The 23,221-nt window shown below is 62.5% G+C and carries 30 protein-coding genes; 5 read left to right on the top strand and 25 right to left on the bottom strand.

Annotation, left to right across the window (positions count from 1 at the left end):
- Positions 1-48 precede the first annotated feature (48 nt).
- The 12 genes from GAO09_RS15500 to GAO09_RS15555 all read right to left on the bottom strand — a co-directional run bounded on the left by GAO09_RS15500 (position 49) and on the right by GAO09_RS15555 (position 11,209).
- Complete coding sequence (locus GAO09_RS15500) at positions 49-1,446, bottom strand: sensor histidine kinase (protein ID WP_153354922.1); 1,398 nt, start codon at positions 1,444-1,446, stop codon at positions 49-51.
- Positions 1,436-2,107, bottom strand: coding sequence for a response regulator transcription factor (locus GAO09_RS15505; protein ID WP_153354923.1), 672 nt, complete (start codon positions 2,105-2,107; stop codon positions 1,436-1,438). The genes GAO09_RS15500 and GAO09_RS15505 overlap by 11 nt, the downstream gene beginning before the upstream one ends.
- A gap of 62 nt (positions 2,108-2,169) precedes the next feature.
- The gene (locus tag GAO09_RS15510) at positions 2,170-2,367 is read right to left on the bottom strand and encodes a hypothetical protein (RefSeq protein WP_235938231.1); all 198 of its coding nucleotides are present in this window, start codon (positions 2,365-2,367) and stop codon (positions 2,170-2,172) included.
- A 510-nt stretch (positions 2,368-2,877) separates the two neighbouring features.
- Positions 2,878-3,087 (bottom strand): hypothetical protein, encoded by a 210-nt coding sequence (locus GAO09_RS15515; protein WP_153354925.1) that lies wholly within the window; start codon positions 3,085-3,087, stop codon positions 2,878-2,880.
- A gap of 15 nt (positions 3,088-3,102) precedes the next feature.
- The gene (locus GAO09_RS15520) at positions 3,103-6,906 is read right to left on the bottom strand and encodes a baseplate multidomain protein megatron (RefSeq protein ID WP_153354926.1); all 3,804 of its coding nucleotides are present in this window, start codon (positions 6,904-6,906) and stop codon (positions 3,103-3,105) included.
- A gap of 435 nt (positions 6,907-7,341) precedes the next feature.
- Entirely contained in the window at positions 7,342-7,785 is a 444-nt protein-coding gene (locus GAO09_RS15525; protein WP_153354927.1) for an NlpC/P60 family protein, read from the bottom strand.
- Positions 7,782-8,657, bottom strand: coding sequence for a DUF2163 domain-containing protein (locus GAO09_RS15530; protein WP_153354928.1), 876 nt, complete (start codon positions 8,655-8,657; stop codon positions 7,782-7,784). The genes GAO09_RS15525 and GAO09_RS15530 overlap by 4 nt, the downstream gene beginning before the upstream one ends.
- 12 nt (positions 8,658-8,669) lie before the next feature.
- Entirely contained in the window at positions 8,670-9,299 is a 630-nt protein-coding gene (locus GAO09_RS15535) for a DUF2460 domain-containing protein (protein WP_153354929.1), read from the bottom strand.
- A gap of 141 nt (positions 9,300-9,440) precedes the next feature.
- Complete coding sequence (locus GAO09_RS15540) at positions 9,441-9,977, bottom strand: phage tail tape measure protein (RefSeq protein ID WP_153354930.1); 537 nt, start codon at positions 9,975-9,977, stop codon at positions 9,441-9,443.
- Between the two features lie 235 nt (positions 9,978-10,212).
- A complete protein-coding gene (locus tag GAO09_RS15545) occupies positions 10,213-10,422 on the bottom strand; it encodes a rcc01693 family protein (protein ID WP_153354931.1) in 210 nt (69 codons plus the stop codon).
- Positions 10,419-10,790 (bottom strand): gene transfer agent family protein, encoded by a 372-nt coding sequence (locus GAO09_RS15550; protein ID WP_324185442.1) that lies wholly within the window; start codon positions 10,788-10,790, stop codon positions 10,419-10,421. Before GAO09_RS15550 ends, GAO09_RS15545 begins: the two co-directional genes overlap by 4 nt.
- An 11-nt stretch (positions 10,791-10,801) precedes the next feature.
- Positions 10,802-11,209, bottom strand: coding sequence for a phage major tail protein, TP901-1 family (locus tag GAO09_RS15555; RefSeq protein ID WP_153354933.1), 408 nt, complete (start codon positions 11,207-11,209; stop codon positions 10,802-10,804).
- 182 nt (positions 11,210-11,391) lie between these two features.
- Here GAO09_RS15555 and GAO09_RS15560 point away from each other — a divergent pair, with 182 nt between their 5' ends.
- Positions 11,392-12,612, top strand: a complete 1,221-nt coding sequence (locus GAO09_RS15560; RefSeq protein ID WP_153354934.1) for an MFS transporter — start codon at positions 11,392-11,394, stop codon at positions 12,610-12,612.
- Here the strand turns inward: GAO09_RS15560 and GAO09_RS15565 are convergent.
- The 5 genes from GAO09_RS15565 to GAO09_RS15585 all read right to left on the bottom strand — a co-directional run bounded on the left by GAO09_RS15565 (position 12,593) and on the right by GAO09_RS15585 (position 15,937).
- Positions 12,593-12,982 (bottom strand): DUF3168 domain-containing protein, encoded by a 390-nt coding sequence (locus GAO09_RS15565; protein ID WP_153354935.1) that lies wholly within the window; start codon positions 12,980-12,982, stop codon positions 12,593-12,595. The two genes, GAO09_RS15560 and GAO09_RS15565, sit on opposite strands and share 20 nt — an antisense overlap.
- Positions 12,982-13,320, bottom strand: coding sequence for a phage head closure protein (locus GAO09_RS15570; protein WP_153354936.1), 339 nt, complete (start codon positions 13,318-13,320; stop codon positions 12,982-12,984). Before GAO09_RS15570 ends, GAO09_RS15565 begins: the two co-directional genes overlap by 1 nt.
- A 4-nt stretch (positions 13,321-13,324) precedes the next feature.
- Positions 13,325-13,894: a head-tail connector protein gene (locus GAO09_RS15575; protein WP_153354937.1), complete on the bottom strand. Its 570-nt coding sequence runs from the start codon at positions 13,892-13,894 to the stop codon at positions 13,325-13,327.
- Between the two features lie 190 nt (positions 13,895-14,084).
- Positions 14,085-15,335 (bottom strand): phage major capsid protein, encoded by a 1,251-nt coding sequence (locus GAO09_RS15580; protein WP_153354938.1) that lies wholly within the window; start codon positions 15,333-15,335, stop codon positions 14,085-14,087.
- A gap of 26 nt (positions 15,336-15,361) precedes the next feature.
- A complete protein-coding gene (locus GAO09_RS15585) occupies positions 15,362-15,937 on the bottom strand; it encodes an HK97 family phage prohead protease (protein WP_153354939.1) in 576 nt (191 codons plus the stop codon).
- Between the two features lie 115 nt (positions 15,938-16,052).
- On the opposite strand from GAO09_RS15585, the gene GAO09_RS15590 reads away from it, so the two are divergent.
- Entirely contained in the window at positions 16,053-16,349 is a 297-nt protein-coding gene (locus GAO09_RS15590; protein WP_153354940.1) for a hypothetical protein, read from the top strand.
- A gap of 84 nt (positions 16,350-16,433) precedes the next feature.
- The gene (locus tag GAO09_RS15595; RefSeq protein WP_153354941.1) at positions 16,434-16,631 is read left to right on the top strand and encodes a hypothetical protein; all 198 of its coding nucleotides are present in this window, start codon (positions 16,434-16,436) and stop codon (positions 16,629-16,631) included.
- 3 nt (positions 16,632-16,634) lie between these two features.
- Here the strand turns inward: GAO09_RS15595 and GAO09_RS15600 are convergent, their stop codons facing one another.
- The 5 genes from GAO09_RS15600 to GAO09_RS15620 form a co-directional block, all read right to left on the bottom strand.
- Positions 16,635-16,976, bottom strand: a complete 342-nt coding sequence (locus tag GAO09_RS15600) for a DUF6107 family protein (RefSeq protein WP_153354942.1) — start codon at positions 16,974-16,976, stop codon at positions 16,635-16,637.
- A 280-nt stretch (positions 16,977-17,256) separates the two neighbouring features.
- Positions 17,257-17,562: a type II toxin-antitoxin system RelE/ParE family toxin gene (locus tag GAO09_RS15605; RefSeq protein WP_235938235.1), complete on the bottom strand. Its 306-nt coding sequence runs from the start codon at positions 17,560-17,562 to the stop codon at positions 17,257-17,259.
- Entirely contained in the window at positions 17,562-17,825 is a 264-nt protein-coding gene (locus tag GAO09_RS15610) for a CopG family ribbon-helix-helix protein (RefSeq protein ID WP_153354944.1), read from the bottom strand. Before GAO09_RS15610 ends, GAO09_RS15605 begins: the two co-directional genes overlap by 1 nt.
- 56 nt (positions 17,826-17,881) lie before the next feature.
- Positions 17,882-19,087: a phage portal protein gene (locus tag GAO09_RS15615; protein WP_153354945.1), complete on the bottom strand. Its 1,206-nt coding sequence runs from the start codon at positions 19,085-19,087 to the stop codon at positions 17,882-17,884.
- A 39-nt stretch (positions 19,088-19,126) separates the two neighbouring features.
- Positions 19,127-19,435, bottom strand: coding sequence for a Dabb family protein (locus GAO09_RS15620; RefSeq protein WP_153354946.1), 309 nt, complete (start codon positions 19,433-19,435; stop codon positions 19,127-19,129).
- Between the two features lie 149 nt (positions 19,436-19,584).
- On the opposite strand from GAO09_RS15620, the gene GAO09_RS15625 reads away from it, so the two are divergent.
- Positions 19,585-20,034 (top strand): hypothetical protein, encoded by a 450-nt coding sequence (locus GAO09_RS15625; RefSeq protein WP_153354947.1) that lies wholly within the window; start codon positions 19,585-19,587, stop codon positions 20,032-20,034.
- 35 nt (positions 20,035-20,069) lie between these two features.
- Here the strand turns inward: GAO09_RS15625 and GAO09_RS15630 are convergent, their stop codons facing one another.
- The gene (locus tag GAO09_RS15630; RefSeq protein WP_153354948.1) at positions 20,070-20,675 is read right to left on the bottom strand and encodes a hypothetical protein; all 606 of its coding nucleotides are present in this window, start codon (positions 20,673-20,675) and stop codon (positions 20,070-20,072) included.
- Between the two features lie 152 nt (positions 20,676-20,827).
- Between GAO09_RS15630 and GAO09_RS30250 the strand changes: the two genes are divergently transcribed.
- Entirely contained in the window at positions 20,828-20,959 is a 132-nt protein-coding gene (locus GAO09_RS30250) for a hypothetical protein (RefSeq protein WP_274379766.1), read from the top strand.
- 70 nt (positions 20,960-21,029) lie between these two features.
- Here the strand turns inward: GAO09_RS30250 and GAO09_RS15635 are convergent, their stop codons facing one another.
- Both GAO09_RS15635 and GAO09_RS15640 read right to left on the bottom strand, forming a co-directional pair.
- Positions 21,030-22,346 (bottom strand): DNA-packaging protein, encoded by a 1,317-nt coding sequence (locus GAO09_RS15635; RefSeq protein WP_153355210.1) that lies wholly within the window; start codon positions 22,344-22,346, stop codon positions 21,030-21,032.
- A gap of 274 nt (positions 22,347-22,620) precedes the next feature.
- Complete coding sequence (locus GAO09_RS15640; protein WP_209018727.1) at positions 22,621-23,184, bottom strand: hypothetical protein; 564 nt, start codon at positions 23,182-23,184, stop codon at positions 22,621-22,623.
- Between the last annotated feature and the right edge of the window lie 37 nt (positions 23,185-23,221).

The following is a 23,221-nucleotide window of genomic DNA, read 5'->3' on the forward strand; positions in this document are numbered from 1 at the left end:
ACAGGCGCGGGGATCGCGCAACACATAGTATGAAAGCCTTGGTTTCCGTCAGGCCGCATCCTTGACCACGGCCGGCAGAACCAGCCGTGCCCGCAAGCCGCCCCGCACGCCACGCGAAAGCTCCACCTGACCCTGATATTCAGAGGTAATTTCGCGCACGATGGAAAGACCCAGGCCCGTGCCGGGCTTGCTTTCGTCCAGCCGGCGGCCGCGTTTCATCGCTTCCTTGATCTCGTCCGGCTCCAGTCCCGGCCCGTCGTCTTCCACGATGATCTCGATCCAGTTCTTCTTGCCCGGCTCCGCGCCTTCGGGAGCCTCGCCGGTCGAAGCCGTCAGCGTCACCGCCAGTTCCGAATGGCGCGCGGCGTTTTCCAGAAGATTGCCGATGGTCTCCTCGACGTCCTGCTGTTCCATGGCCAGCGCGAGCCCACCCGGCGCCACGATCAGTTCGAAGTCCTTTTCGGGATTGAGGCGTCGCATCACCCGCACCAACCGTTCCAGCACCGGCTCCACTTCCGTGCGCGCCAGCAACGACTCGCGCTGCGCGGCAATGCGGGCGCGGTTGAGATAGGATTGCACCTGCCCCTGCATGGCTTCCGCCTGGCCGCGCACCAATTCGGAATGGCCCTTGTCCAGCAGTCGCGATTCGTTCAGCAGCACGGCGATCGGCGTCTTCAGCGAATGCGCCAGATTGCCTACCTGCATGCGCGCCCGCTCGACGATACGGCGGTTGCTTTCAATCAGTGCATTGGTTTCGACGGCCAGCGGCCGGATTTCGCGCGGAAACTCGCCTTCCAGCCGTTCCGCCTGTCCGCGCCGCACCTTTTCCAGCGCGCGGCGTGCCTCATCCAGCGGCCGCAGGCCGAACAGGATGGCCGCGCCATTGACGACAAGGCTGCACACGCCAAAAATCACCAGCGCGATATAAAGGCTGCGGTTGAAGGCGGCGGTATCCTCCTCGACCACATTCAGGTTGCCGGACACGCGAAACCGCGCCGCGCGCCCCTCGCCGTCAAGCACGACTTCGGTTTCGGCCACGAGCACATTGTTCTCATAAGCGTCGGTCGCCGGATAAAAACGCTCATAACGATTGTTGAACGGCACTTTCAGGATCGTCGGCACGGCAATGTTGGAAGCGCCGAGCGAGGAGGACGACAGCGGCTGCGAGGCAAAGGTGCCGAGCGGCTCGATGATCCAGTACCAGCCGGTTTCCGGCTGCGAGAACCGGAGGTCACCCAGTTGCGGGCTGCCGGCAATGTTGTTGTCGTCGCCGATCGAAACGGAATTGATGACGTTGTAAAGCTGCGCGCGCAACAGATCGGTAAAGGCGCGCTCAGCCGATTGCCGGTAGAGCGTGGTGATGACGATCGAGATCACAACAAGCGCCACCGCAGACCACACGGTGGCCAGCAGAAGAACGCGGGCGGTGACAGATCTAATGATCATCGGTCGGCGCTTGCATGCGATAGCCGAGGCCACGCACGGTTTCGATCAGGTCGACGCCGATCTTCTTGCGAAGACGGCCGACAAAAACCTCGATCGTGTTTGAATCGCGGTCAAAGTCCTGGTCGTACATGTGCTCGATCAGCTCGGTGCGCGACACGACTTCACCCATGTGATGCATGAGATAGGACAGAAGGCGGAACTCGTGCGAGGTCAGCTTCAGAGCAATGCCATTGACGGTCGCCTTCGATGCCTTGGTATCGAGCCGAACCGGCCCGCAGGCAATCTCCGACGACGCATGCCCGGCCGCGCGACGGATCAGGGCGCGCACACGTGCCAAAACTTCCTCGACATGGAAGGGCTTGGCCACATAATCATCGGCGCCGGCATCGATACCCGCAACCTTATCGCTCCAGCGGTCACGCGCCGTCAGCATGATCACCGGCATGACCTTGCCGTTGCTGCGCCATTTTTCGACAACCGTAATGCCATCAAGTTCCGGCAGACCGATATCGAGGATCACCGCATCATACGGCTCGGTATCGCCGAGAAAATGCCCTTCTTCGCCGTCAAAGGCCTGATCGACCACATAACCGGCTTCCTTCAGCGCGTCGGCAAGCTGACGGTTGAGATTGACGTCGTCCTCGACCACGAGAATGCGCATGTCGGTCCTTCAAAGCATTTCAAACGGAATATCCCGGTGGCGGATGCCGCCGGATAGGAAACTTACATCGGCACCCTTACGGTAACCTTGCGTGGACGCTCGCCGCTGCCCTGAACCAGTACGGTGACGATGCAGGTACGACCGTCATTGGAAGGTTGGGCCGACAGAAGCTGCCCGCCGGTATCGCGCATGACCTTGTTGGCGGCATCGCCACAGTCGCTTGCCACCAGCAGCAAATAATCGCGCGCGGTCGCCTGCATCGGCACGAGGCCGAACAGAAAGCAGGTTACAACAGCACCGATCATCGATTTCTTCATAGCCACCATTTCCACCCGCAAGAGGGACAGAGTGAGTTCCAATCGTTGAGGAACTATGTATCGAACAGCGGCTGAATGGCAAATGAATGGGGACTACAGCTTTCCTGCAGTCCCGGTTTTGCACGCTTTTGGTGCGGATAGACGCGGCCACCGCCTCCCTTCTCGCCGACATGACGAAGCCTGTCGCACATGAACTGATGAGGCGCGCTTCTGCCGATTCCCCCTTGAGGGTGGATGGAAGAGTGGGTTGAGACCCATGGCTCAACCCTGGCCAGCAGGCAGAGCAGAGGAAGCGTTTTCAAGCACCAATGCAGCTTTCAAAAATCTGCCGCACCATTGCTCACGCCTCAGTCACCTTTCGGTGACATCTTCCCCTCAAGGGTAAAGATCATCGGGAGCAAGCGGCCGTCGCGACCAAACATGTGACAGCCCTGCCCCGGTCGGCAGCGCCTGTCACCCGCCGATCTCGCTCCTCGCCGCAATCCGCCCATAGATCGCGACCAGCCCGCCAACGGCACCAACGGTCGTCACTGCAAGGTCAGCCAGTTCCGCCTGCGTTCCCGCATCCACCTCCGCGCCCATGATCTGCAACAGCGACGCTCCGACCGCGATCAGCGCGCCCCAAACGGTTTTCGATTGATACCATGCCTTCATGCCATCCATGACTGTTCTCCTTCGTCACGCTTCGAAATTCAGATCCACGACTATCGGCACGCCCAGCGGCACCGCCCGTCCAAGCTGACGCAGCCGCACCACGATCCGTGTCGGCAAGGCGCCAAAATCCACCACCTGTTCCGCCGCGCCGTAGACATGCGCAGGCGTCGCCACATCGACGCCGCGCAAGACGGTTTCCCCGTTCAACACCTCCAGCCGGTACCGTTCATCCGGCTCGTCCAGCGGAACATCCGCCGCTTCCCAGCTGTCGGCATCGACGCGCCCGCGCCGCACCCACGTCATCACGATCGCGCCATCCGCGCGCCGCATGCCGCGCAGATGCACGGGCGAAAGGGGCATTTCCGCACGCAGACCGCCGGCAAACACGAACGGCCCCGCCCGTCCACCTGCCGACCCCGCCGCCTCCACCAGCCAGTTCATTTCGACACCGCGCTCTTCCGATGACAGGCCGAGCGGCATCACCGCTGCATCCAGCATCACGACAGCAGCGCCTGCATCGGCTCCGGCCAGCATCGCATTCTCGCTGCCGCCCAATCCGCGCAACAAATCGCCCAGCCGCCAGCGCCCCGACGCAATCTCTTGCGCCCGGGCAAAGCCGATCACTTCCCAACTGCCCGAAACGGCTTTCACGGCAATCCGGTTATCACCGTTCAGCACCGCCAGCGCCTGCGCCGATGACACGCCATCGAAAAACAGTTCACATTCCAGAACATTGGCGCGATCGAACCGTCCGCTGACACCGGCGCCAAGTATCGCCGTCAACCGACCTATCCGCGCCGGCCGCTCAACGAGGGTGCGTATCCGAAATCCTTCACTGGAGGCGGAAGACGAGACGGCCATACGCCTCCAGGGTCGGCAGAATGCCGCCACCCGCGCAAAACTCCGCGCCTCGCCCGGCTCGAAACGCGGCAGGTCGAGAAAATGCACCACCGGCGCAAAGGACGCCGACGGCTGCCCGGCAACAGGCCGCCCACCGCCCTCCTGAGGCAAAACGGCGGTTGCAGCCGCCGACGCGAACCGCCGCGCCTCTATGCGCCGCACCGCGCCATCCTCGATGCGTTCGACCAGAAACACGCCATCCGGCCCACCGGCGAGACGCACGGCATCGCCGGTTTCCACAGCCAGTTCCACCGGTGAAAGCGCGAAAGAAATGCTGCGCCGTGCCAGTCGGTTATCCCGTAAAAGATCTTCCGCCGCCGATTGCGCCGTCTCTTCCGCCAGAACCGCCGGCAGGTCACAGCGCAAGATCCGCTGGCTCTCCGCCGTCACCCGCCGCGAGCGTGCGCTTGCCTGTTCGTAATCCAGCACCGGGTTGAACGATGTCAGGATCGCTTCCGCTGCAAAATCGCTGTCATGCCCGCGCGTTTCAGACCAGAGCGGCTGATCGAGATCGGCCAAAACATCGATCTGCGTGGCCAGGAGACTGATCCGCCCCCTTGAGCGAAATCTTAGACGTCCGTTATCCTCGACCACATCGACGCGAAATGCCAGCAGCAAGGGTTCGATCAGCGTCCGCGCCGAAGCCAGTTCGCCCTGAACATAACCGGTCAGGTCTCCGCTCACCTCCGACACGTCGAAATCGTCGAAACCGTGCTCGGTCAGGATCGCCGCGATCGTATCGGCCAGCGTTGTCGCCCCCAGCCGCCCATTCAGCCAATGACCACTGCGCCAGTTGCCACCATCGCTCCAGACGGACAGGTCGCCCGGAAATGCCGGAAACGGCCGCGCATCCCAACTCCAGACGAAAACATGACCGGGATCGATCATTCCGGCCGCCACCCGCTCCGGCGCCTGCCACCAGCCATGATGCGCTTCGAGGAATCGCCGCTGCATGCTGTCGGAACGCGCCCCGCTGGAATAATGCGGCGCCCTGCTTTCGGAGGACTTTGGATCGAGAAACAGGTTGGGCTCATTGGCGCCCTTGTCGATCGCCGCGCAGCCAAGCTCGGTAAACCAAATCGGCTTGGCGCCCGGCACCCACGCCGTCGGCTCATCGCTTTCGCGCCCGTCCAGCCGGTTAAAATGCCGATTGCTCCACCAACCGGCCAGATCCTTGTATCGGAACGTCCACGGTTTACCCGCCATTCCATCGGCAATCGGCGAGCGCTTTCGCGCCGCCCGGTCGGCCGCACTTGCATAATACCAGTCAAACCCTTCGCCGCCGGTGATCGCCGCCCGCAGGGCCGTCACATCATCCGCCAGCCGTGCCCCATCCGGATTGTCCGCGCCAAGGTCATCGTCCCGCCAGTCAGACAGCGGCATGTAATTGTCGATGCCGATGGCGTCGATGACATCGGACGCCCACAGCGGATCGAGGTGAAAGAACACATCCCCCGATCCGTCCTGCGGATGGTAGCCAAAATATTCGCTCCAGTCGGCGCCATAGGTCAGCTTCGTCGCAGGCCCGACCACGGCCCGCACATCCTCCGCCAACCGCATAAGTTCACGCACGAAAGGAAAGCCGCCCGCCTCATCGCGAACCTGCGTCAGGCCGCGCAGCTCCGAGCCGATGATCAAGCCGTCGACACCACCCGCATCGGCGCATAGATGGGCATAATGCAGAAGAATGCGCCGATAGCCCTCGGCACCATTGGCGAATGTCTCCACGTGCTCGCGTGCCAAAACACTTCTGTCCGGCGATCCCGGCTGCCCCGGTGCCGGATGACATGTGATACGCCCCCGCCACGGATAAGCGGCCTGTTCCGCGCCGCCATGCGGATCAGCCAAACCGTTGCCATGCGGCACATCCATCATCACGAACGGATAGAGATAGACTTTTAGGCCCCGCGCCCTGAGGTCAAGGATCGCCTGGCGCACATCGGCATCCCCCGGCGTGCCGCCATAAGCCGGTCCGTCGCCATTTTGGCTGATCAGATGCGCATCCGCGCGCGAAAGACCGGCAACAGACCAGCGCAAACTCTCATCCCTGCGCGCCCTGACCTCCACCCCCGGCAGGATGCGGCAATCCCCCGCCCGCAGATCCGTCCCGAACCACGAGACAACCAATGCTACCCGCTCAAGGTTCGGACACACGGCAACAAGCTCATCGATCGAAGCCTGCCAGTCCGTCGTTGCCGTCAGCGTGTTGCGGTTGAGAATGCGCGCACTGCCGTCGCCTGTGGTTTCCTTCACCTGAACGGTCGCATACCCATGCTCGGTCGCGCCGGGAATGATCGTTACCGCCCGAATTTGCCTCTCCAGCACACCCACCGGCCGCACCACCTCGAACTGCAGCAGCGGCAGCCGGTTTCCAAACATGTCGAGCGGCAGATGTTCGAACACCGCATAGGCCAGTCCGCGATAGGCCGGCGCCTTGCCCTCGCCCTGCTTTGCCTCGATCAGCGGATCCGGCAGTTGATCTTCGGAGCCGACATGCACCCGCATCTCTATGCCGGTCAGATCCAGTTCCTTGCCGTCCGCCCACACCCGCCGCACACCGGCGATCGGCCCCTCGCAAATCCCCACCGCCAGATTGCCAAAGTAAGAAAACGTCTCCACCGTCGGCCCGCGCACGGCCTTTCCGCCGGTGCGCTCGCGCGTCACCTCTTCCTCGAACCGTGTCGCCCAGATCAGAGTGCCGCCCACCCTTGCCGCGCCATAAACCCGGTTGACCGCAGTCCCTTCATCCGCCCCCGGTATCCGCGCCGTCGCCAGGTGCGCACCCGAAATCTTGCCGCTGCCATTGATCAGCGCCCGGTCGACCGCACTTCCGGCCAAGGCACCCGCAGCCCGCCCGATGATCGCCCCGATCGGTCCGAACACACCACCAAGCGCGGCCCCCGCCGCCTGAAACAGGATCGTGGCCAAGAGAAAACCTCAAACATTTCGACGGAAAAACGTGAGTATCGGCAGCACCGCCAACACGGTTTGCCAGTGAGCCTCAGACCAAGGACACCACCACGCAGCAGCAGCCGAAGCGGGATCAACCAAGCCGTGGCGCGCTCAATTCACACACGCAAAAATTGTGACAACCTATCCCCGTTCAGGGGCAGAAGCAGCATGCGCCGCGCCAGCCGGAGCGCCGGTGAGGACAGGCCACACCGGCCCAGGCAAGGGCCTTGCTCTCGAACATGGAGGTAGTGCTATGACGCTTTGGCCGACTAGCGTTACGCTTACCTTGCGGATGACCCGGACGAGCTGGCAAGCCACCGTCCGGGTCATTATCCGAAGATAAGTCTGTGGCGGGCGGTGGTCACACACCGCCCGCCACTCCATTTCACATACACGAAATGCCGACCCAACTCAACCATTCCGCTCATCACGAAACCGGTGCACAGCCGCAATCCGCCGCCGCCACGAGGGCACCAGAACCGACCGCGTCACCGCCGCCTGCTCATAGGCATGGATAAAACGATCCGCTCCGCAAAAGATGCCTGCGTGCTTGGCCGCACAACCCGGCCGCCAGCGAAACAGCAGCACATCTCCCGGCGACATCTCGGCCAAGGGCACTGCCGGTCCGAACAATCGCAACCCCGCAGCAAGCAGCCGATCGTCGCCACTGCGCTCGGCCCAGTCGGCCGCATAGGGAGGTACCACCTCCGGCTCCTCACCATAAAGCCCCCGCCAAACGCCGCGGATCAGCCCGATGCAATCGCAGCCGACACCCGGCGTCGCGCCTTGATGGCGGTAGGGCGTGCCAATCCATGCCTCGGCCAGTCGCACAACCCGCTCACCAATCGCACTCATGGAAAGATCGGGCTGCCGTCATGCAGCCGCTCCCCGTCTGCGAAGGAGTAGGCGAAGTCCGATCCCGGCACATGCGGGAACCCTTGAAAATTCAGCTGATTGCCGAATTTCTTCCTGCAGGTGGCAAATGCCTTGTCACAGCCCGCCGTCACGGAGAACACCTGGCCGACGGCAATGTCGCGTTCACTCGGCAGCCACAGCGTCAGATCCGCCGTGCCATCGGCGTTCAGCACATGCGCATCGGCTTCCAGCTCGCCACCGGCCTCCAGGCGCAGCACCCCTTGCGCGAAAAAGCCGCTCGCGAAACCCTGCAGCCCGGCCACCACCAGTCGCGACCGGCCCCGCACCAGAAGCACCGTGCCGTGGCCCCGATAGGCGGCCAGATCCACACGGCAGCGACCATCCCCCAGGCTGGCATCGCAACGCCGCCCGTAAACCCGCCCCTGCGGCTGGTCCAGCCGGTGCGCCAGGCTGCGCAATTCGGCTGTAAACTCTCCTCCCGCCCGGCTCACCTCGCCGATCTCGCGCAGGCTCAGCCGCATGAACTGATCGGGCGCGCACCAATTCACGACCAACAATTCCACCCGCGCTCCGTCGTAAACGCCGGCCGCCAGATCAGTCTCGGCAATCACGTCGCTCGAAAATCCGCCGGCCACCATGCCGGCACTGGCGGAAAGCCCAGCCTCGGCCTCTTCCTCGCTTGCAGAAAACCCGCTCGAGGCCAGAAAATGCGCGCCATCCACCAGCAGATCACCGTCATGGTCGGTGAACCCCAGCACCACGCCATCACGGCGAAAAACCCGCCAGCAATGGCAGATGGTGGTGACATCGCCCTTCAGATGAGCGGCCAGTCCCGCCGGTATCGTTCTCATGCTGGCATCCTCTCACGACAGTATCTCGGTCAGTGGTATGGTGGGAATGCGACCGGCATCGAAACCGGAGAGACTGACGTCGATCCGGTCGATATCGAAGCGCACCGGCACATCGAATTCATACCCCGCCGCAACGACTGCTTCCGGCGCAGGTGCCACCGCAAAGGTCAGAACACCGGTGACATCATCCACGCGCCAGCCCTCGCCCAACCGGGCACCATCGACGGCCACCACGACCGATCCCGGCACCGGTTTGGCGATCACCCGCTCGAACCCACCACCGGCATCCGCATAGGTTTTGACCAGCTGAAACACCGTGCGCAGCCCGTCGCCCAAGCCAATCACCTGATCGGTCGCCGACACGGCCACCAGCGGTGCGCAGGATTTGAAATCCACCGGGTCACGAAACCGAAAACCATAAAGCTGGCCGCCGCGCGCCTCGAAAAATGCCAGGACCTCATAAAGATCGGCCACCGACTTCACGCCCGATCCGGCATCATAGCTGCGCCGCGAATTGCGCCAGCGGCCATTACGCTGCTCGCGCCCGTTGGACAGGTTGACGATCTCCGTCTTGCGCACCGGCCCACCACTCACTCCCAGCGCCAGCCGCAACGGAAACCGCACCTCATGAAACCCGCTCATGACAGATCACTCCCAAAGCCCCGATATTTTCGCGCAGCATTGCCCGTCACGGACGCCGGAACAGCCATGCCGACACGCCTGTGAAGACCGGCCACACCGCATCGACCAATGTTCCGCCAAGGAGGCCAATCCACGCCCGTCTCAGACGCCACGCTGCCCGCGCGCCACGCTGCGCGCCAGCATCGCCGAAATCTGGCCCTCGCTCTTGCGAAAGCTCGCAGCATCCGTCGCCGTTACGTTGAACACGATCTGCGCCGCCTGACCGCCGCCACCCGCCGCCACGCCCAGCGATCCATCCGGCCCGCGCCTCAGTGGCAGAATAGCCTCCGCCCCCGCCTCGCCCATCAGGCCCAGATCACCGCCACCCATCGGAAAAAAGCTTGGCGCACGCACCACGCCACCATCGGCAAACGGAGTCACCGAACCGATCAGATTGCCGATCGCTCCCGACAACAGGCCCTCCAGCGGCTTCAAACCCGCCGAAAGCGCAATATCCGTCAGCCGGTTTCCCAAACCCTTCAAGACATCGTCGAGCCCCCGCCCGCCGACGGTCGCGGATCGCAGCGCCGAGGTCAGCGCAGCACCAAACCTCTGCGAGCGCCCCTCCAGATCGACCATTACATCGGAGAGCGCCTGCGCGCCGCTCAGCGTCTCGACTATGCCGTCACCGTTTTCCATGGAAACCTCAGTTCTGCCCTCAACGTCAAAATCCGCAACGGCGCGATGGCTTGAAGAGAAGGCGACCTGCTCCCTTCTCGCCGTTTCCATGGCAACGCTGTCACATATGGAATTGAGACAATCTCCCCCTTGAGGGCGAAATTATCTGGAGCAAGCGGCACCCGTTGCATTCCATATGCGATGCCGCTGGTTTTGGTGGGCCGAAGCTGCAAACTCAGCGCTCGGGATGGCGCACTCACCCGTCCGGAAACGCCGCCATCATCCCTTCAAGCCGATCCCTTGAAAACTTTGCACCACGGCCGGAAAAACCACCCGCAACGCAGAAAAACTCCCGCAGCGTCAGCGCCCAGAAAACTGCCGGCACAAGCCGCAGCCGGCAAAGCCCGGCATGCATCACCGCCTCCCAGGGAAACGGCTGCACGCGCCCGCCCGCTGCGGCCCTCAAGGGTTTGCCGCCACCGCCTTTTCACCACCATTTGCCGTTTCCGCTGCACCGACCCCGCCAAACGTCGCCTCCAGCAGATCACCAACGATACGCGCATAACCAGCCACGCCGCCGTCGATGCTCATCGCCGCCACGTCCTCGTCGGCCAGAAGGTTGCCGCCACCTCGCAGCCCGGCACCGATCAGGCGGATCATGTCGCCCGCCCTCAACCGGCCCGAGGAAAATCGTTCGGCCAGACCGGAAAGGTCACCGACGGAAAACGCCGCTTCCAGTTCGGCCAACGCCCCCAGCGTCAGGCACAGAATGCGCCGCTGACCATCCAGCACCGCCTCTATTTCCCCTCGCCGCCGGTTGGCATACCCAATCACCCGCGTCTCCATCACAGCGCCCCGAAAACGAGGCTGCCGGCCGATTCCAGCGCCAGTTCAAACCGCACCTCACCATCATGTTCGCCGGAATATTCCAGCGCAGTGATCTGGAACGGCCCGCTCACCGTGCCGAAATCCGGGATCACAACCTGCCAGGCCACAACGGCGCCGGCAAAATACGTCGAACGCACCAGCGCATCGGACGCCTGATCCTTGAAAATCCCCGCACCGGTCAACGAAGCGCGCTGCACACCTGCCCCGCCCAGCAGTTCGCGCCAGCGCCCGGCACTTTCCGCATCGGTCACATCGACCGTCTGGGTATTGAAGGCCAGCCGTTTGCTCCTCAGCCCCGCCACAGTCTGAAACCCGTTGCCGCCTTCCAGCTTCAACAGCAGGTCCTTGCCCTTCTGCGCCACCATGCTGCACTCCCTTGCTCTTGAGTTCGAATTGTTGGCCGCGACCGGAGCGCTTCCCGTCGATTGAAATGCCTGCTGATACCGGGCATCCGCGGCAGCGTGCTCTGCGAAAACCGGTTCCGATTTCCAAAGTGATGCTGTAGCGTCAAAATCCCGTCCTTCACCTCACCCGACACGCACCCGCCATGCCCTTTTCCGCCCGTTCGGCCCAGACCATCGGCGTCCTTGCCGTCACGCAGCTGATCGGCTGGGGCACGACCTTCGAATCCATCGGTGTGCTCGGCCGCAAGCTGGCGCCCGATCTCGGCCTTGCCAACGAGGTCGTGTATGCCGGCCTGTCGGTGATGATGATGGTCAGCGCGCTTGCAAGCCCGCTCGTCGGAAAACTGCTCGATCGCCACGGCGCCGCGCGTGTCATGGCAGTCGGCTCGCTGTTCTTCGCCGCTGGCCTCTGCCTGCTGGCCTCATCCGCCGATGTGGTCACCTATGCCGCATCCTGGGTCATTCTCGGCCTCGGCGGCGCCTTCGTCCTGTCCGCTCCAGCCTTTACCGCCGTCGTTGAACGCGAAGGGGCAGCCGGCAAGCGCACCATTGCCATCCTCATGCTGTTCACCGGCCTCTCGGCCACCATTTTCTGGCCCCTGCTCAGCCTCATGTCGGATCTCGCCGGCTGGCGCAGCACGCTCCTCATGGCAGCCGCCCTGCATGCCTTTGTCTGCATGCCGCTTTATATGTTCTGCCTGCCCAAACCGGTCGCTCTCGAAAAATCCGGCGAAAGCGCCGATCTCGCTCCGGTTCCGCTGACGGAAAACGACAGAAAAAACGCCTTTCTGCTGATGGCGATCACGGCATCCATCGCTTCCTTTGTCACATTCGGCATGTCACCGTCGCTTCTGGAAGTGCTGCACCAGTTCGGCGCCACGCCCGAATTCGCCCTGCAACTTGCCGCCGCACGCGGCGTGCTGGGCATTTCCGCACGCGGTTTCGACATGCTGCTCGGCAAGCGCGGTAATCCGTTCCTCACATCCGTCACCGGCTGCAGCCTCATGGTTGCGGCCTTCGCCTGCCTCGTCCTTCTACCGGCCTCGACCACGACGCTCTGGCTTTTCATCGCGCTTTACGGTTTTGGCTCCGGCATACTCGTGGTCGCCCGTGCGCTTCTGCCGCTCGCCCTGTTTTCACCGCGCGAATACGGCCGTCAGGCAACCCGCCTCGCCATGCCGCAAAACATCGCCAATGCGCTCGCACCGGTCATTTTTACGGCACTGATCGACCGCACCGGCATCACCTCAGCGGTCATCATCGCCATCGCACTGTCCGGCGTCGCGCTCACCGCCATCATCATGCTGATCTCGCTGGTCCGGCGCGTGCGGGCAAAAGTCGCGCTCACTCCGTCACGGCTCTGAACCGCATCTCCGCCAGCTGAAACTTTGTCTTGGTCTCACGCCCTGTGTGCGTGCCACGATGCGTGAGGTTCACCAGGTCAGCACCTTCCAACGCCAGCGCCGCATCATGCAAAAGTTCCCGCACACGCGCTGCAATCACCTGCGCCTCACGCCGTCCTTCCGCCAGTGACCACACTTCCAGCGTCACCAGATGCACCTGCAGCGTCTCGCCGTCCTCATCGCGGCTGTCGATCTCGCCGAACACGATGCACGGCATTTTTCCCCGTGCCACCATCCGATCCCGCACACCATCCGGTCCCACCAGCGCCTGCAGCCCGGCATCACCCGAAAGTCGCGCAAACATCGCCTTCACCAAAGCATTGGCCGCCATCACGCCCCCTCCTCCTCGCAATGGCAGACGAGGTAACGCCGCGTCTCATCCGGGTCGCGCACCGCCCGGATGACAAACAGCCGCTCCCCCTTGCGAAACCGCTGTCCGCCCAGAATGCTGTCGCGAAAACGCACCCAGATCCGGTGCGTCACAACAGCCGTTTCCGTCGCCGCGCCCTTCTCCGAAACCACGAATGACACCGGCTCGATCCGCGCCCACATGGACGACAAAACGGACCAGACCGGCACCGCACCACCCTGCCCATCCGACTGCGGCTCCGCCGTTTCCAGATCCAGCCGCGCCGTCATCTGTCCGGGATCGAAAAACGTGACCGGCATTTTTTCAGAGCCTCCGCAGCCGGTAGCTAGCGATCAACCGCTCATATCCGTCCGGAATACCGGCCGGCTGATCTTCCGGTGCCACCACGCCCCGAAAGGCGAACATGTGCGCCACATGCAGAAGCATCGCCCTTTTCAGCCCGTCCGGCACCTCGACGGCAGTCTCGCCGAAGCCGGCGACAAAGACGATCTCGATACCGTTCATCACCTGCCCGGGTGTCGGCGGATCGCGCAGCCAAAGCCGCGCCGGCCGTCCCTCGCCATCCAGCAGATGCTCTTCAAGTGACACTTCAACCGGCGCGCCGCCATGATCATAAACGGTCACGTTTTGAATGGCTTGCACCGGATATTTGACGATCTTCAAGATGCCGTCGCGCGGCCAGGCATCGAGACACAGCCGCCAGGTTTGCGCGATCAGGCAAAGGCCGGTGTCGCGCTCCAGATGTTCACGCGCGGTGATGATGAGAGATGCCAGAAGCGCATCTTCATGGCCGTCATCAAGACGCAGATGTGCTTTCGTTTCGGCAAGCGTGATCGGCTCCGCGGTCGGCGGAGTGGTCAGAATATAGGTCATGGTTTGCTTTCGTCGGAAAAGCAAAAGCCCCGTCATTCCTGTGCTTGTCACAGGAACCCAGCCACTGCGCGTCTGCGCTGCGGGAGACTCTTTGCAGGTCTGAAAAGTCCCTCAGCGTCGTGGACACGACGCTGAAGGATCCCCGACACAAGGGCGGGGATGACGGAGAACAATGAGAGCCCTATCAAACTCAATTGGCCGAGAACTTCACCACCTTGATCGCCTCGAAGTTCTGCACGCCGCCGCCAACGCGTTTGGTGGTGTAGAACAGCACATACGGTTTCGCCGAATACGGATCGCGCAAGATCCGCACCCCCGCCCGATCAACCACCAGATAACCCGAACGAAAATCCCCGAACGCGATCGCCGTCGCGTTGGCGGCAATGTCCGGCATCTCTTCCGCCTCCGCCACGGGAAAACCGATCAGCGACGCCGCTTGGCCTGCAGATGCCGGCGGGCGCCACAGGTAATTGCCGTCCGCATCCTTGAACTTTCGAACCTCGGCCTGCGTGCGCCGATTCATCATGAAGGTGGCATTCTGCCGGTGTTTCGCCTTCAGCGCATAGATCACATCCACCAGCGTATCGGAGGGATTTGCCGCCTTGAACGCTCCGGCCACGCCGGTCGCCACATGGCCAAGACTGCCCCAGGCCCAGTCTTCCTCGGCGATGGTCGGATAAGACAGAAAGCCCTTCGGTTTGTTGACGCCATCACCGCGCACAAAGGCGTCTCCCTCCTGCTCTGCAAACACCACATCCACCTCGCCGGCAATCCACGCCTCGATATCCACCGCCGCGTCATCCAGCAGCGCCTGCGTTGCCGCCGGCATGGCGTAAAGTTCCATGGTCGGAAACGTCAGTTCGGACAGCTGCGGCGTGTCGGTCTGCGGCCGCGCCGCCGTTTCTGAAACCCAGCCGGTCGCCAGTCCCGCCGCCGCAAACGGCTTTTTCAGCACCGCCCCGGAAACCATGCGCACCGTCGAAAGAGCACGCATCGGCGAGACAACGGAAACCCGCCGCCCGATCTCGTTGTCGGTTTCCGGCGGCACCAGATAGCCACCATCCGCGCCGGCGGAACCGGAAAAGGCCTTGGCTTCCAGCTCGCGCAGCCCCTGCTCGTCGCCACGGCGGATATAGGCATCGAAAGCCGCCTTGTGCTCCGCCGCTTCAGGTCCAACATCACGGCCAGAACCAAGTGCCGGCCGCGCCTTCTTCAAAAGTAGCTGGTCGAGCGACTTCTTGTTATCGTCGACGGCACGGTTGATGCGGTCCATCTTGTCCCGCGTCACCACATCGGCGGACAGCTTTTCCTCGATCTCGCCGAGCCGCTTGTCGTTCACATCCTTGAAGGCTTCGAACGCCTCCATGAAATCCTCGAAAGCCGCCGTCACCGTATCCGGCACGGCCTTCACTTCAGGCGCCACACGCATCTGTTCCGTCATCTCGATCATCCCCAATGGTTGGATTTTCAGGTTGGCTTGAAAGTTGAAGCAAACATCAGTTTCGCCGCCCGCCGCATCTGGCGGACGAGTTCGGTTTCCCGGTCCCGAAAGAAGCGCGCATGTTTCACATCGGATACCCGAGCCGAAGGCAGCATCGGAAAGGTCACGACGGAAATCTCCCAAAGCTCGGCTTCGAGAATGCGCCGCACCCCGGTTTTGGCATCAGTGCGGGCCTTCACACTGCGAAAGCCGATCGACAGACCGTCCAGAGCGCCCGTTTTCATCAGCGAAAACACCTCGCGCGCCCTTGCCACGCCGGGAGACAAAACACCCTCGACATAAAGCCCGCGCGCATCCTCGCGAATGGTCTTCCAGGCGCCGATCGGCTCGGCAGGATCATGCTGGTAAAGCATGCGCACCTGCCCCGCCCCGCGCTCCACCAAAGACTGCCGAAACGCCCCGCGCTCGATCGTATCGCGGCCGAGATCGACCTCACCGAACACGCTGGCATAACCGGAAAACACCCCGTCGCCGGTAATGCCCGCCAGTTCCAGATTGGCGAATTTGCGCGCATGGGGTCGCGGCCCGCGATAAGCGTGCATGAAAACTCTCCTCGATTTTCTGATTGTTCACCGCACCGATCGGGACAGATGTATCCCTTGCGTGCCGGCAATCTCAGCCGTTATGTCTAGGTGCCATCGCATCGGGAAACGCCTCATGACCTGCAGCACCTGCGAGGATTTTTCACAGCCGCGCCCGATCCGTCTACCGGCGGATCTGACAAGCGCAATCCTCCTGCTGCAGGCCGCCGTGGCGCAAGGCCGGCTCACCGTCCTGCCGGCCTATAGTGCCACCTACACCCTGCCCGCCTTCTCCACCCTCGACGCCGAAGGCCCATGGCACGAGATCGTGGAGAACCGCTTTGCCTGTACGGCATGCGGCCAAAAATACCTTTTGAGCGCCGAAACCTATCATGGCCACGGCGGCAGTCTGGAAGTCATGACGGCCCCCTAAACGAGCGCGACCAGCCAGCCCGAATTGAGCCGCGGCCACAGCCACGCTATAATTCCTCCGACAAACCCCGCGCGGGAGGAAGACATGCAGACGCTGTTCCTGATCGCACTCGGCTTCGTATCCGGCTCGGCCATATTAGCCGGCTGCATCTATACGGCCGTCAGGCTACCCGGCGTTTTTCGAAAACCACGGCTCGCGGCACCGCTCGGCCGCTCGGATAAGCGCGGCGATGCCAATGGTGCGTTCTATGCCGGCCCCTTGGGCAATGACAGCAGCTGCTGACGCCTACCCCGATTTCCTGCCATACCGCGCCGCCAGCCGCGACAGTGCCCCCAGCACCCACCAGGCGCACAGGCTCGCCGCAGCAGACCCTGCCAGCATCAGGTCGGTCGTGGAAACGTCATCGGAAATCCCCGCCCGCTCGGAAAGCCAGATGCCCGCCGGTCCGCCAAAGATCAGGCCGCAACTGACGCCGGTCGCAAAACGGCTTAATGCCTCGCGCCGGCTTTTGGGCAGGAGATAGATCAGCGAGACCGCCGCACCGGCAATCGCGCCCACCACCTTGGCGGCCCACATGCCGGCATCGTTTCCGATACCGGCTCCCAGATCGGTGCCGAGTTCAGTCATTGTTAACCATTCCCTGCGAGAGTGAGGACCTGTCACATGTCAAGCAAGATCAGCAGACGTGTGACCATAACGGCGCCGAACCGGCACCGGGGACGGAAAATCCGCCCGATCAAGGTTGCAGAATCCACGGCTCCGCTCCTCGAAACCACTTTAACTTCCGGCGTTTTCGCGAGTCATCAGAATCGCTTGGCACGATCTTCTGGCAGATTGAGTCCACGCTCTGAGAGGTTGAGTGAACATCTTCATCCAGGACATCAGCGGTCCGTCTGACCACCAATAATCAAATGCCAAAGGGCGGATAATTTGTATCGACCTGCCGAGGCGCCTGCCGGCCATGTCGAATGGTGACGACTATAAGAATACCGTCGCTCTCGATATAATCCACGTGATACGGCGCAGACACAAACCGTCGTACACCCTCGAAACCGTCAACGGCGGCACCGATATGAGGGTGCTCGCCAATCAGTTTCACGGAGCGGCGCAATTGCTGCACCACAGCTAGTGCCGTGCGCTTATCGAACTTGGCCAGATAGGCCTGTTCCGCCTTCAGAAATGCCAGTGCGCGATCCGAAAGCTGTATCTTCATCACGCGGCGTCGTCTCTTGAGAGACGCTCAAGCTCGGCAAAAACCTCCTCGGCATCATGAACACGACCTGCCTCGATATCTTCAAGTCCCTTGCGGATATCAAGAATGTCACTTCCTTCGTTGATCATGTAATACTTCAACGCCCGCACGATCACCCAGCTGCGGCTGCGTTCGCTTGCCTCGGCGATCTTTTCGATATCCTCGAGAATATCGATCGGCACGCGCAACGTGATCGGATCGGACAGGACAGGTTTGTCGGCCATGAAAACCTCCATTTGTAATACGCCGTATTACAAACTACGCCTCTTTGCTCGCGGCCTCAATATCCCACCGCTTCCCGCTTCTCATCGTCGGACAAAAAGCTCGCCGCCCCCACCCGCGCCCAAAGCGCCTCGCGCTCGGTCGCAAGGCCCGCGATGCGATCGAGATCCGGCTCCAGACGTAATTTTTCGCCAAACACCCCGCCCAGCCAGGCGGAAAAACTGCCGGCAATGCGAAAAATCATCGGCAGCACGGTCAGCCGATAAAAGGCCCGGTGCGCCTCCTGGTAATTGGCATAGGTATTGTCGCCGGGAATGCCGAGCAGCATCGGTGGCACACCGAGACCAAGCGCAATGTCGCGCGCAGCCCCGTTTTTCGCTTCCATGAAATCCATGTCCTTGGGTGAAAGCGCCATCGCCTTCCAGTCCAGACCGCCTTCCAGAATGAGCGGTCGCCCGGCATTCACCGCACCCGCATATCCCTCCTCCAGCTGTTCCTTCAGCCGGTCATATTGGTTTGGCGAAAGATTGCCGCCATCCTTGGGCTGATAGACCAGCGCACCGGAAGGCCGCGCCGAGTTGTCGAGCAGCGCCTTGTTCCAGCCGGAAGCCGCATTGGAAAGATCGAGTGCGGCACCTGCCGCGACAAGCGGCGACAGGCCGGAATGGTCATCCAGCGGATGAAACAGCTTTATATGCAGCACGGCCAGCCTGCCGTCCCCCTGGCCACCGCCCTCCACTTCCGCCGGCAAACGCCGCGTCACGCCCCCGGCACGGTAATCATAAGCCACCGGCCAGCCATCCCGCCCCTCAACGATCGCCACGCGGTCGGGCCGCAGAAGATGCAGTTCGCGCACTCTCCCGCCAACGATCAGCGGCTCCACATAAGCATTGCCGGAAAGCAGCAGATGCCCGTAAAGCGCCTCAAGAAAATCTGCCCCGCCCTGCCGCCCGTTCGGCCGTGCCAGCAGCGAAAGCGCCGCATGATCCGTCACCTCGGCGCGGCCCTCATAAGCCAGCCATGGCACCGCAGCCGCAGCCTCGGCGATCATCCGCACCGCCCTGTGCGCCACCGGGTTTTTCATGAACCCCGCCCGCGCCAAGGCCGCATAATTACGCCCGGACCAATGCGCCGCCCCTTCACCGGAAATCACCGCAAAACCCGCGCCCGCACCAGCCACGGCCTTTGCCTCGACGACCGCTGAAGCGGACACGGCCTTGCCTTCCCCCGCGAAAAAGCGCGGCAGGCGAAAAGGAGATTTCATCCTGGAAAATCCTTGTGTTTGGCCGAAACCGCCCGGCGCTTATCGAAGCGGCGTCGTCACCGCAGTCCCCACATCATAATCCGCCGCGATCCGCATTTCCCGTATCGGCTTCACCACATCGATCGACTGCTGATAGATCGGATGCGCCTTGTAGGCTGCCAGCGCTGCCTCATCCTCAAATTCGCCATACACCACCAGATCGATCTCGGTGCCCCACTGGTCGGTCTTCACATTGCTGCCGATTTCCAAAAGCTGCGCATGCGGATTGGCTGTCAGCAACGAAAGCCCCGCCCGCACGTCGTCGAGGTTTTCGGGCTTGGCCGTAAAAAACACGATATGGCGTATCATCGAAAACTCCGCGGGCATGTGCATGTCGAACGCTGTTTCGCTATCACGCGAACCAGCCCTGTTCAACGAACCGGGCATTGCCGCGAACACCGTTGAACGCCGGCACTGCCAGCCTATATCGAGCCGCACCCGCAGGATCGAAACAGCACGTGCAGACAACAGGCAAAAAATACCCGCTCATCCTCATGACGCTGGCAATCCTCGCCGCCGCCATCGCTCCGGTCGTGGCAGGCATCCTGTGGTTCACCATCATCGTCGGTGCCGACAGCACCAATCTTCTCGATCGTCTCGTGACAGAAGCCGGTTTTAAACAGTCACACAAAGGCGAAATTGAATTTATCAACCCGGACGGCCCGATGCCCGAAATGTCCCGGCAGGCGATCCCCATGGCCGCAGATGCCACAGATCCGATCCCGGCGCTCAAAAAAGCCTGCGCAAATATCGGCCTGGATCAGCCGCGCGCCGACCAGCTCGACGTCGAACCCGATACGATTTGCAGCGGCATGTGGAATGGCAAGCGCATGCAGGTCAACGCCACTCAACAATGCAAGGCAGACTCCTGCCTGCTCCATGTCGAGACCAGCGCATTCGGCTTTTGAGTGCACGCCGGCAAGCTCAACCGCCCCGCCCACCTTCACCCCAACGCCGCCGCAAACGCTCTGCCATAACCCGCCACCAATTCCGCCCTGTCCGTGCCGTTGACGATTTTTCGCGCGCCGACCCAATCCGCCTTGTCGCGACCGAAAAAGAAGCCCAGCCGCCAGCCGGTAAACAACCCCACCCGCATGCCCTCGATCAGGATTTTGGCGGCGATGTCGATGCGCATCGCCAGACCCGGATCGGTCACCAGATCCTCACCCGTCAGGTCGGACATCGCCTCGTAATTGCGCCTGTGAGTCAGTTGCACGAAACCGCGCCCCAACCAGCTTTTGCCCTCACCATCCGGCCGCCAATACGGCGTCTTCACTGTAGGCAGCCGGCCGCTCGCAAAGGCCCGGTCCAGCCGCACCACCGCCTCGCCATCGCTTTTCGCCAGCGTTTCGCGCACCGGCTGCATAGTTGCGGCCGTTTCGTGAAAAGCCGTTGCCAGCACGTAGGCCAGCGAGGAATCCGCCGCTTTCGAATGCAGGCCCCAGTGATCGAGAATGGCTTCCATGCCCGTCACCTGGGCGCCGTAAAGTCTGCCGCCGCATGGATTTTTCCGCACCCGCTCGAAAAATCGCACTCTGTCCACAGCCATGCCAAAGCCTCGCCCGAATTAAATGACAAGTTTCAATCGGTTTAGAAAAACTAAATCGTTTTAACGGTTTACCGCCCGATTTACTTTCTGTTTGGGATATGGAACCAACTGGGTCATCAGGCGTTGGACGTCGGTTTTGAACGAAGGAGATCATGATGATGCACCAGCAAGCTTCTGCCGCGACCGTGAAGCAGCCGATCCCCCAGCATGTTGCGGAGCGCCTCGAATCCGAGTGGCGTCAGGTCCGCGAAAGTGCCCCCGCGCCGGTCACCACCAAGCGCTGATCCCCTTCCGTCCCGCACGCTTGTCGATGCGGGACGTTTTGTGCCGGTGGTCTGAAACCTCTAGCCGGCCTCAAATTCCCCGCACCCGCGGCTCCCCCTGCCCATCCAGAACCAGCGCCGTCAGCGCCCAGACCAGTGCATCCAGCCGGTCCGGCGAACGACCTGATGACAGCCCGTCCGGCCCAAAATCGCACATCTGGTCTTCCAGTTCGACGAATGTGCCGGCATGCAGAACGCGCCCCTGTTCGTAGAGTGCTGCCACCGGCTCGGCCCGCAGAAATTTGCCGCGTGTCGCCCGTACCATCGTCACCGGCAGACCGGCATCGACGCTTTTCAGCATTGCCAGAACCATGTCACCGCCCTGGTTCACCTCGGCCACCACCCGGTCGGCAGCAAAACGCGCATAGGCTTTTGCCACCGCCTGCGCCCAGCCTGCGGGCGTCATCCCTTCCACCGAACAATCGGCCAGAACCACCACTCGCCCGAAGCCACCCGAAGACAGCGCATTCTCCTCGATGCCGGCCACCACGATACCGCAGCACGATTCCTCGCCAGAACCGGATGGCGGGTCCACCGCCACCACGATGCGTTTCAGCGGCCCATAAGCCCGCGTCACGCAGGCCTCCAGATCGGTGCGTTTCCAAAGTGCGTCGGCGCGGTCCTCGATCAGCTCGCCGGCAATCTCCTGCCGCCCCAGCCGCGTGCCGCCATAACGGCTTTCCAGCACGGCCATGAAACCCGGCGCCAGATTTTTCGCGTTCGCCGCCGTCGACATGCGCACCAGATACGTCGTCGGATCGGTAATCAGAGCCTTCAGCACCGGCACCGGCCTTGGCGTCGTCGTCACCAGCTGACGCGGATCGGTCCCCAGCCGCAGACCGAACTGCAACATGTCAAACGTCTCCTGCGCATGCTTCCACTTGGCCAGCTCGTCGCACCAGGCGAAATGAAACTGCGGCCCGCGCAAACTTTCAGGATCCTCCGAGGAAAAGATCTGCGCCACCGCACCGTTCGGCCACACCAGCCGACGCCGCGTCACCTCGAAATCCGGCACATTGGCACGCGCAATCCGGCAGATTCCGGACGCGCCATCCACCATCACCTCACGCGCATCCCCCAGCGTTTCCGCCACCAGCGCGATCCTGAGATCGCATCGTGGAGCCGCAGAGGCCAAAGCATGCACCCATTCGGCGCCTGCCCGCGTCTTGCCGGAACCACGCCCGCCCATGATCAACCACGTGCGCCAGTCGCCCGAAGGCGGTGTTTGCGCGGCGCGACCGCTGATCCGCCACTCGCGCCCCAGCGCGTGGATATGCGGCGTCAGCAGATTGTTGTCGGCAATATCTGAAGAGCGTCCAGCCTTATCCCCGTCCGGACTGCCGGCCATCTCCCCCGCCAGAGGGGAGGTCGAGGGACATCCCGGGTTGGTCTCTCCGCTTGCGGGGGAGATGTCGCCAGAGGCGACAGAGGGGGTTGGCTCCACAAGTGAAATATCCAACGCCGCCTCATCCCGCAAAGCGCCCTGCCCCGCCTCCAATTCCTTCCCGAATTCAGACGCACTGTTCAGCGCACCGCCGATTTCTGCCACGACCTCACGCCGAGTTTCCCTGATCACCGTGATGCCATCCTTGAATTCAGCAACCGTGGAAGCAACCTGCTCCTCAGCCCGTGTCGGGCGGCCGCGCTCCATCCCCTCCCGCACCGCCCGGCTCGTCAGGATCAAGACCGGCAACGCGACACCGCTCGCGATACCGCGCATCGGCCTTTTCCTCGGCCCGCTCATCGATAAGCCGCTCGACTTCAAGCAACGCCTCCTGATACCCGCCCTCATCCGCCACCCGCTCGGCCTCGGCCTGCCGGTCGCGGGCAAACTGCCGCTGCAGCGTGTCGATCTTTTCCAGCGTGCGCACGATCAGCGACATGGCATCGATCGCCGCCTTGATGTCTGCGCGGGCCAGTTTCTGCGCCGCCTCGTCGCCGTCGGCCAGCATGCCTTCGGCCGCGGTACGAAGCCCGCGAAACGTCTCGAACTGCTGGCGCAGTTCCAGCGTCGCCTCGTTGAGGATCGTCCGCATGTCGCTCGCCGTCTGCACCTCCGTCTGCCGTGCTTCAGCCGATTTGACCTCAAGCATCACGCCGCGCGCCGCCTCCGGCAGCGACGCGTCATCCGCATCGCCCCAGGTACCGAACAGGCTCACATCGAAACTCTGGAAATCACCGGACATGCCAAACGTCCTCCGCGCCGGCCAAAAGACCAGCGCC

This window comes from Endobacterium cereale (assembly GCF_009617585.1).
GTDB classification, from domain to species: Bacteria; Pseudomonadota; Alphaproteobacteria; order Rhizobiales; family Rhizobiaceae; genus Neorhizobium; species Neorhizobium cereale.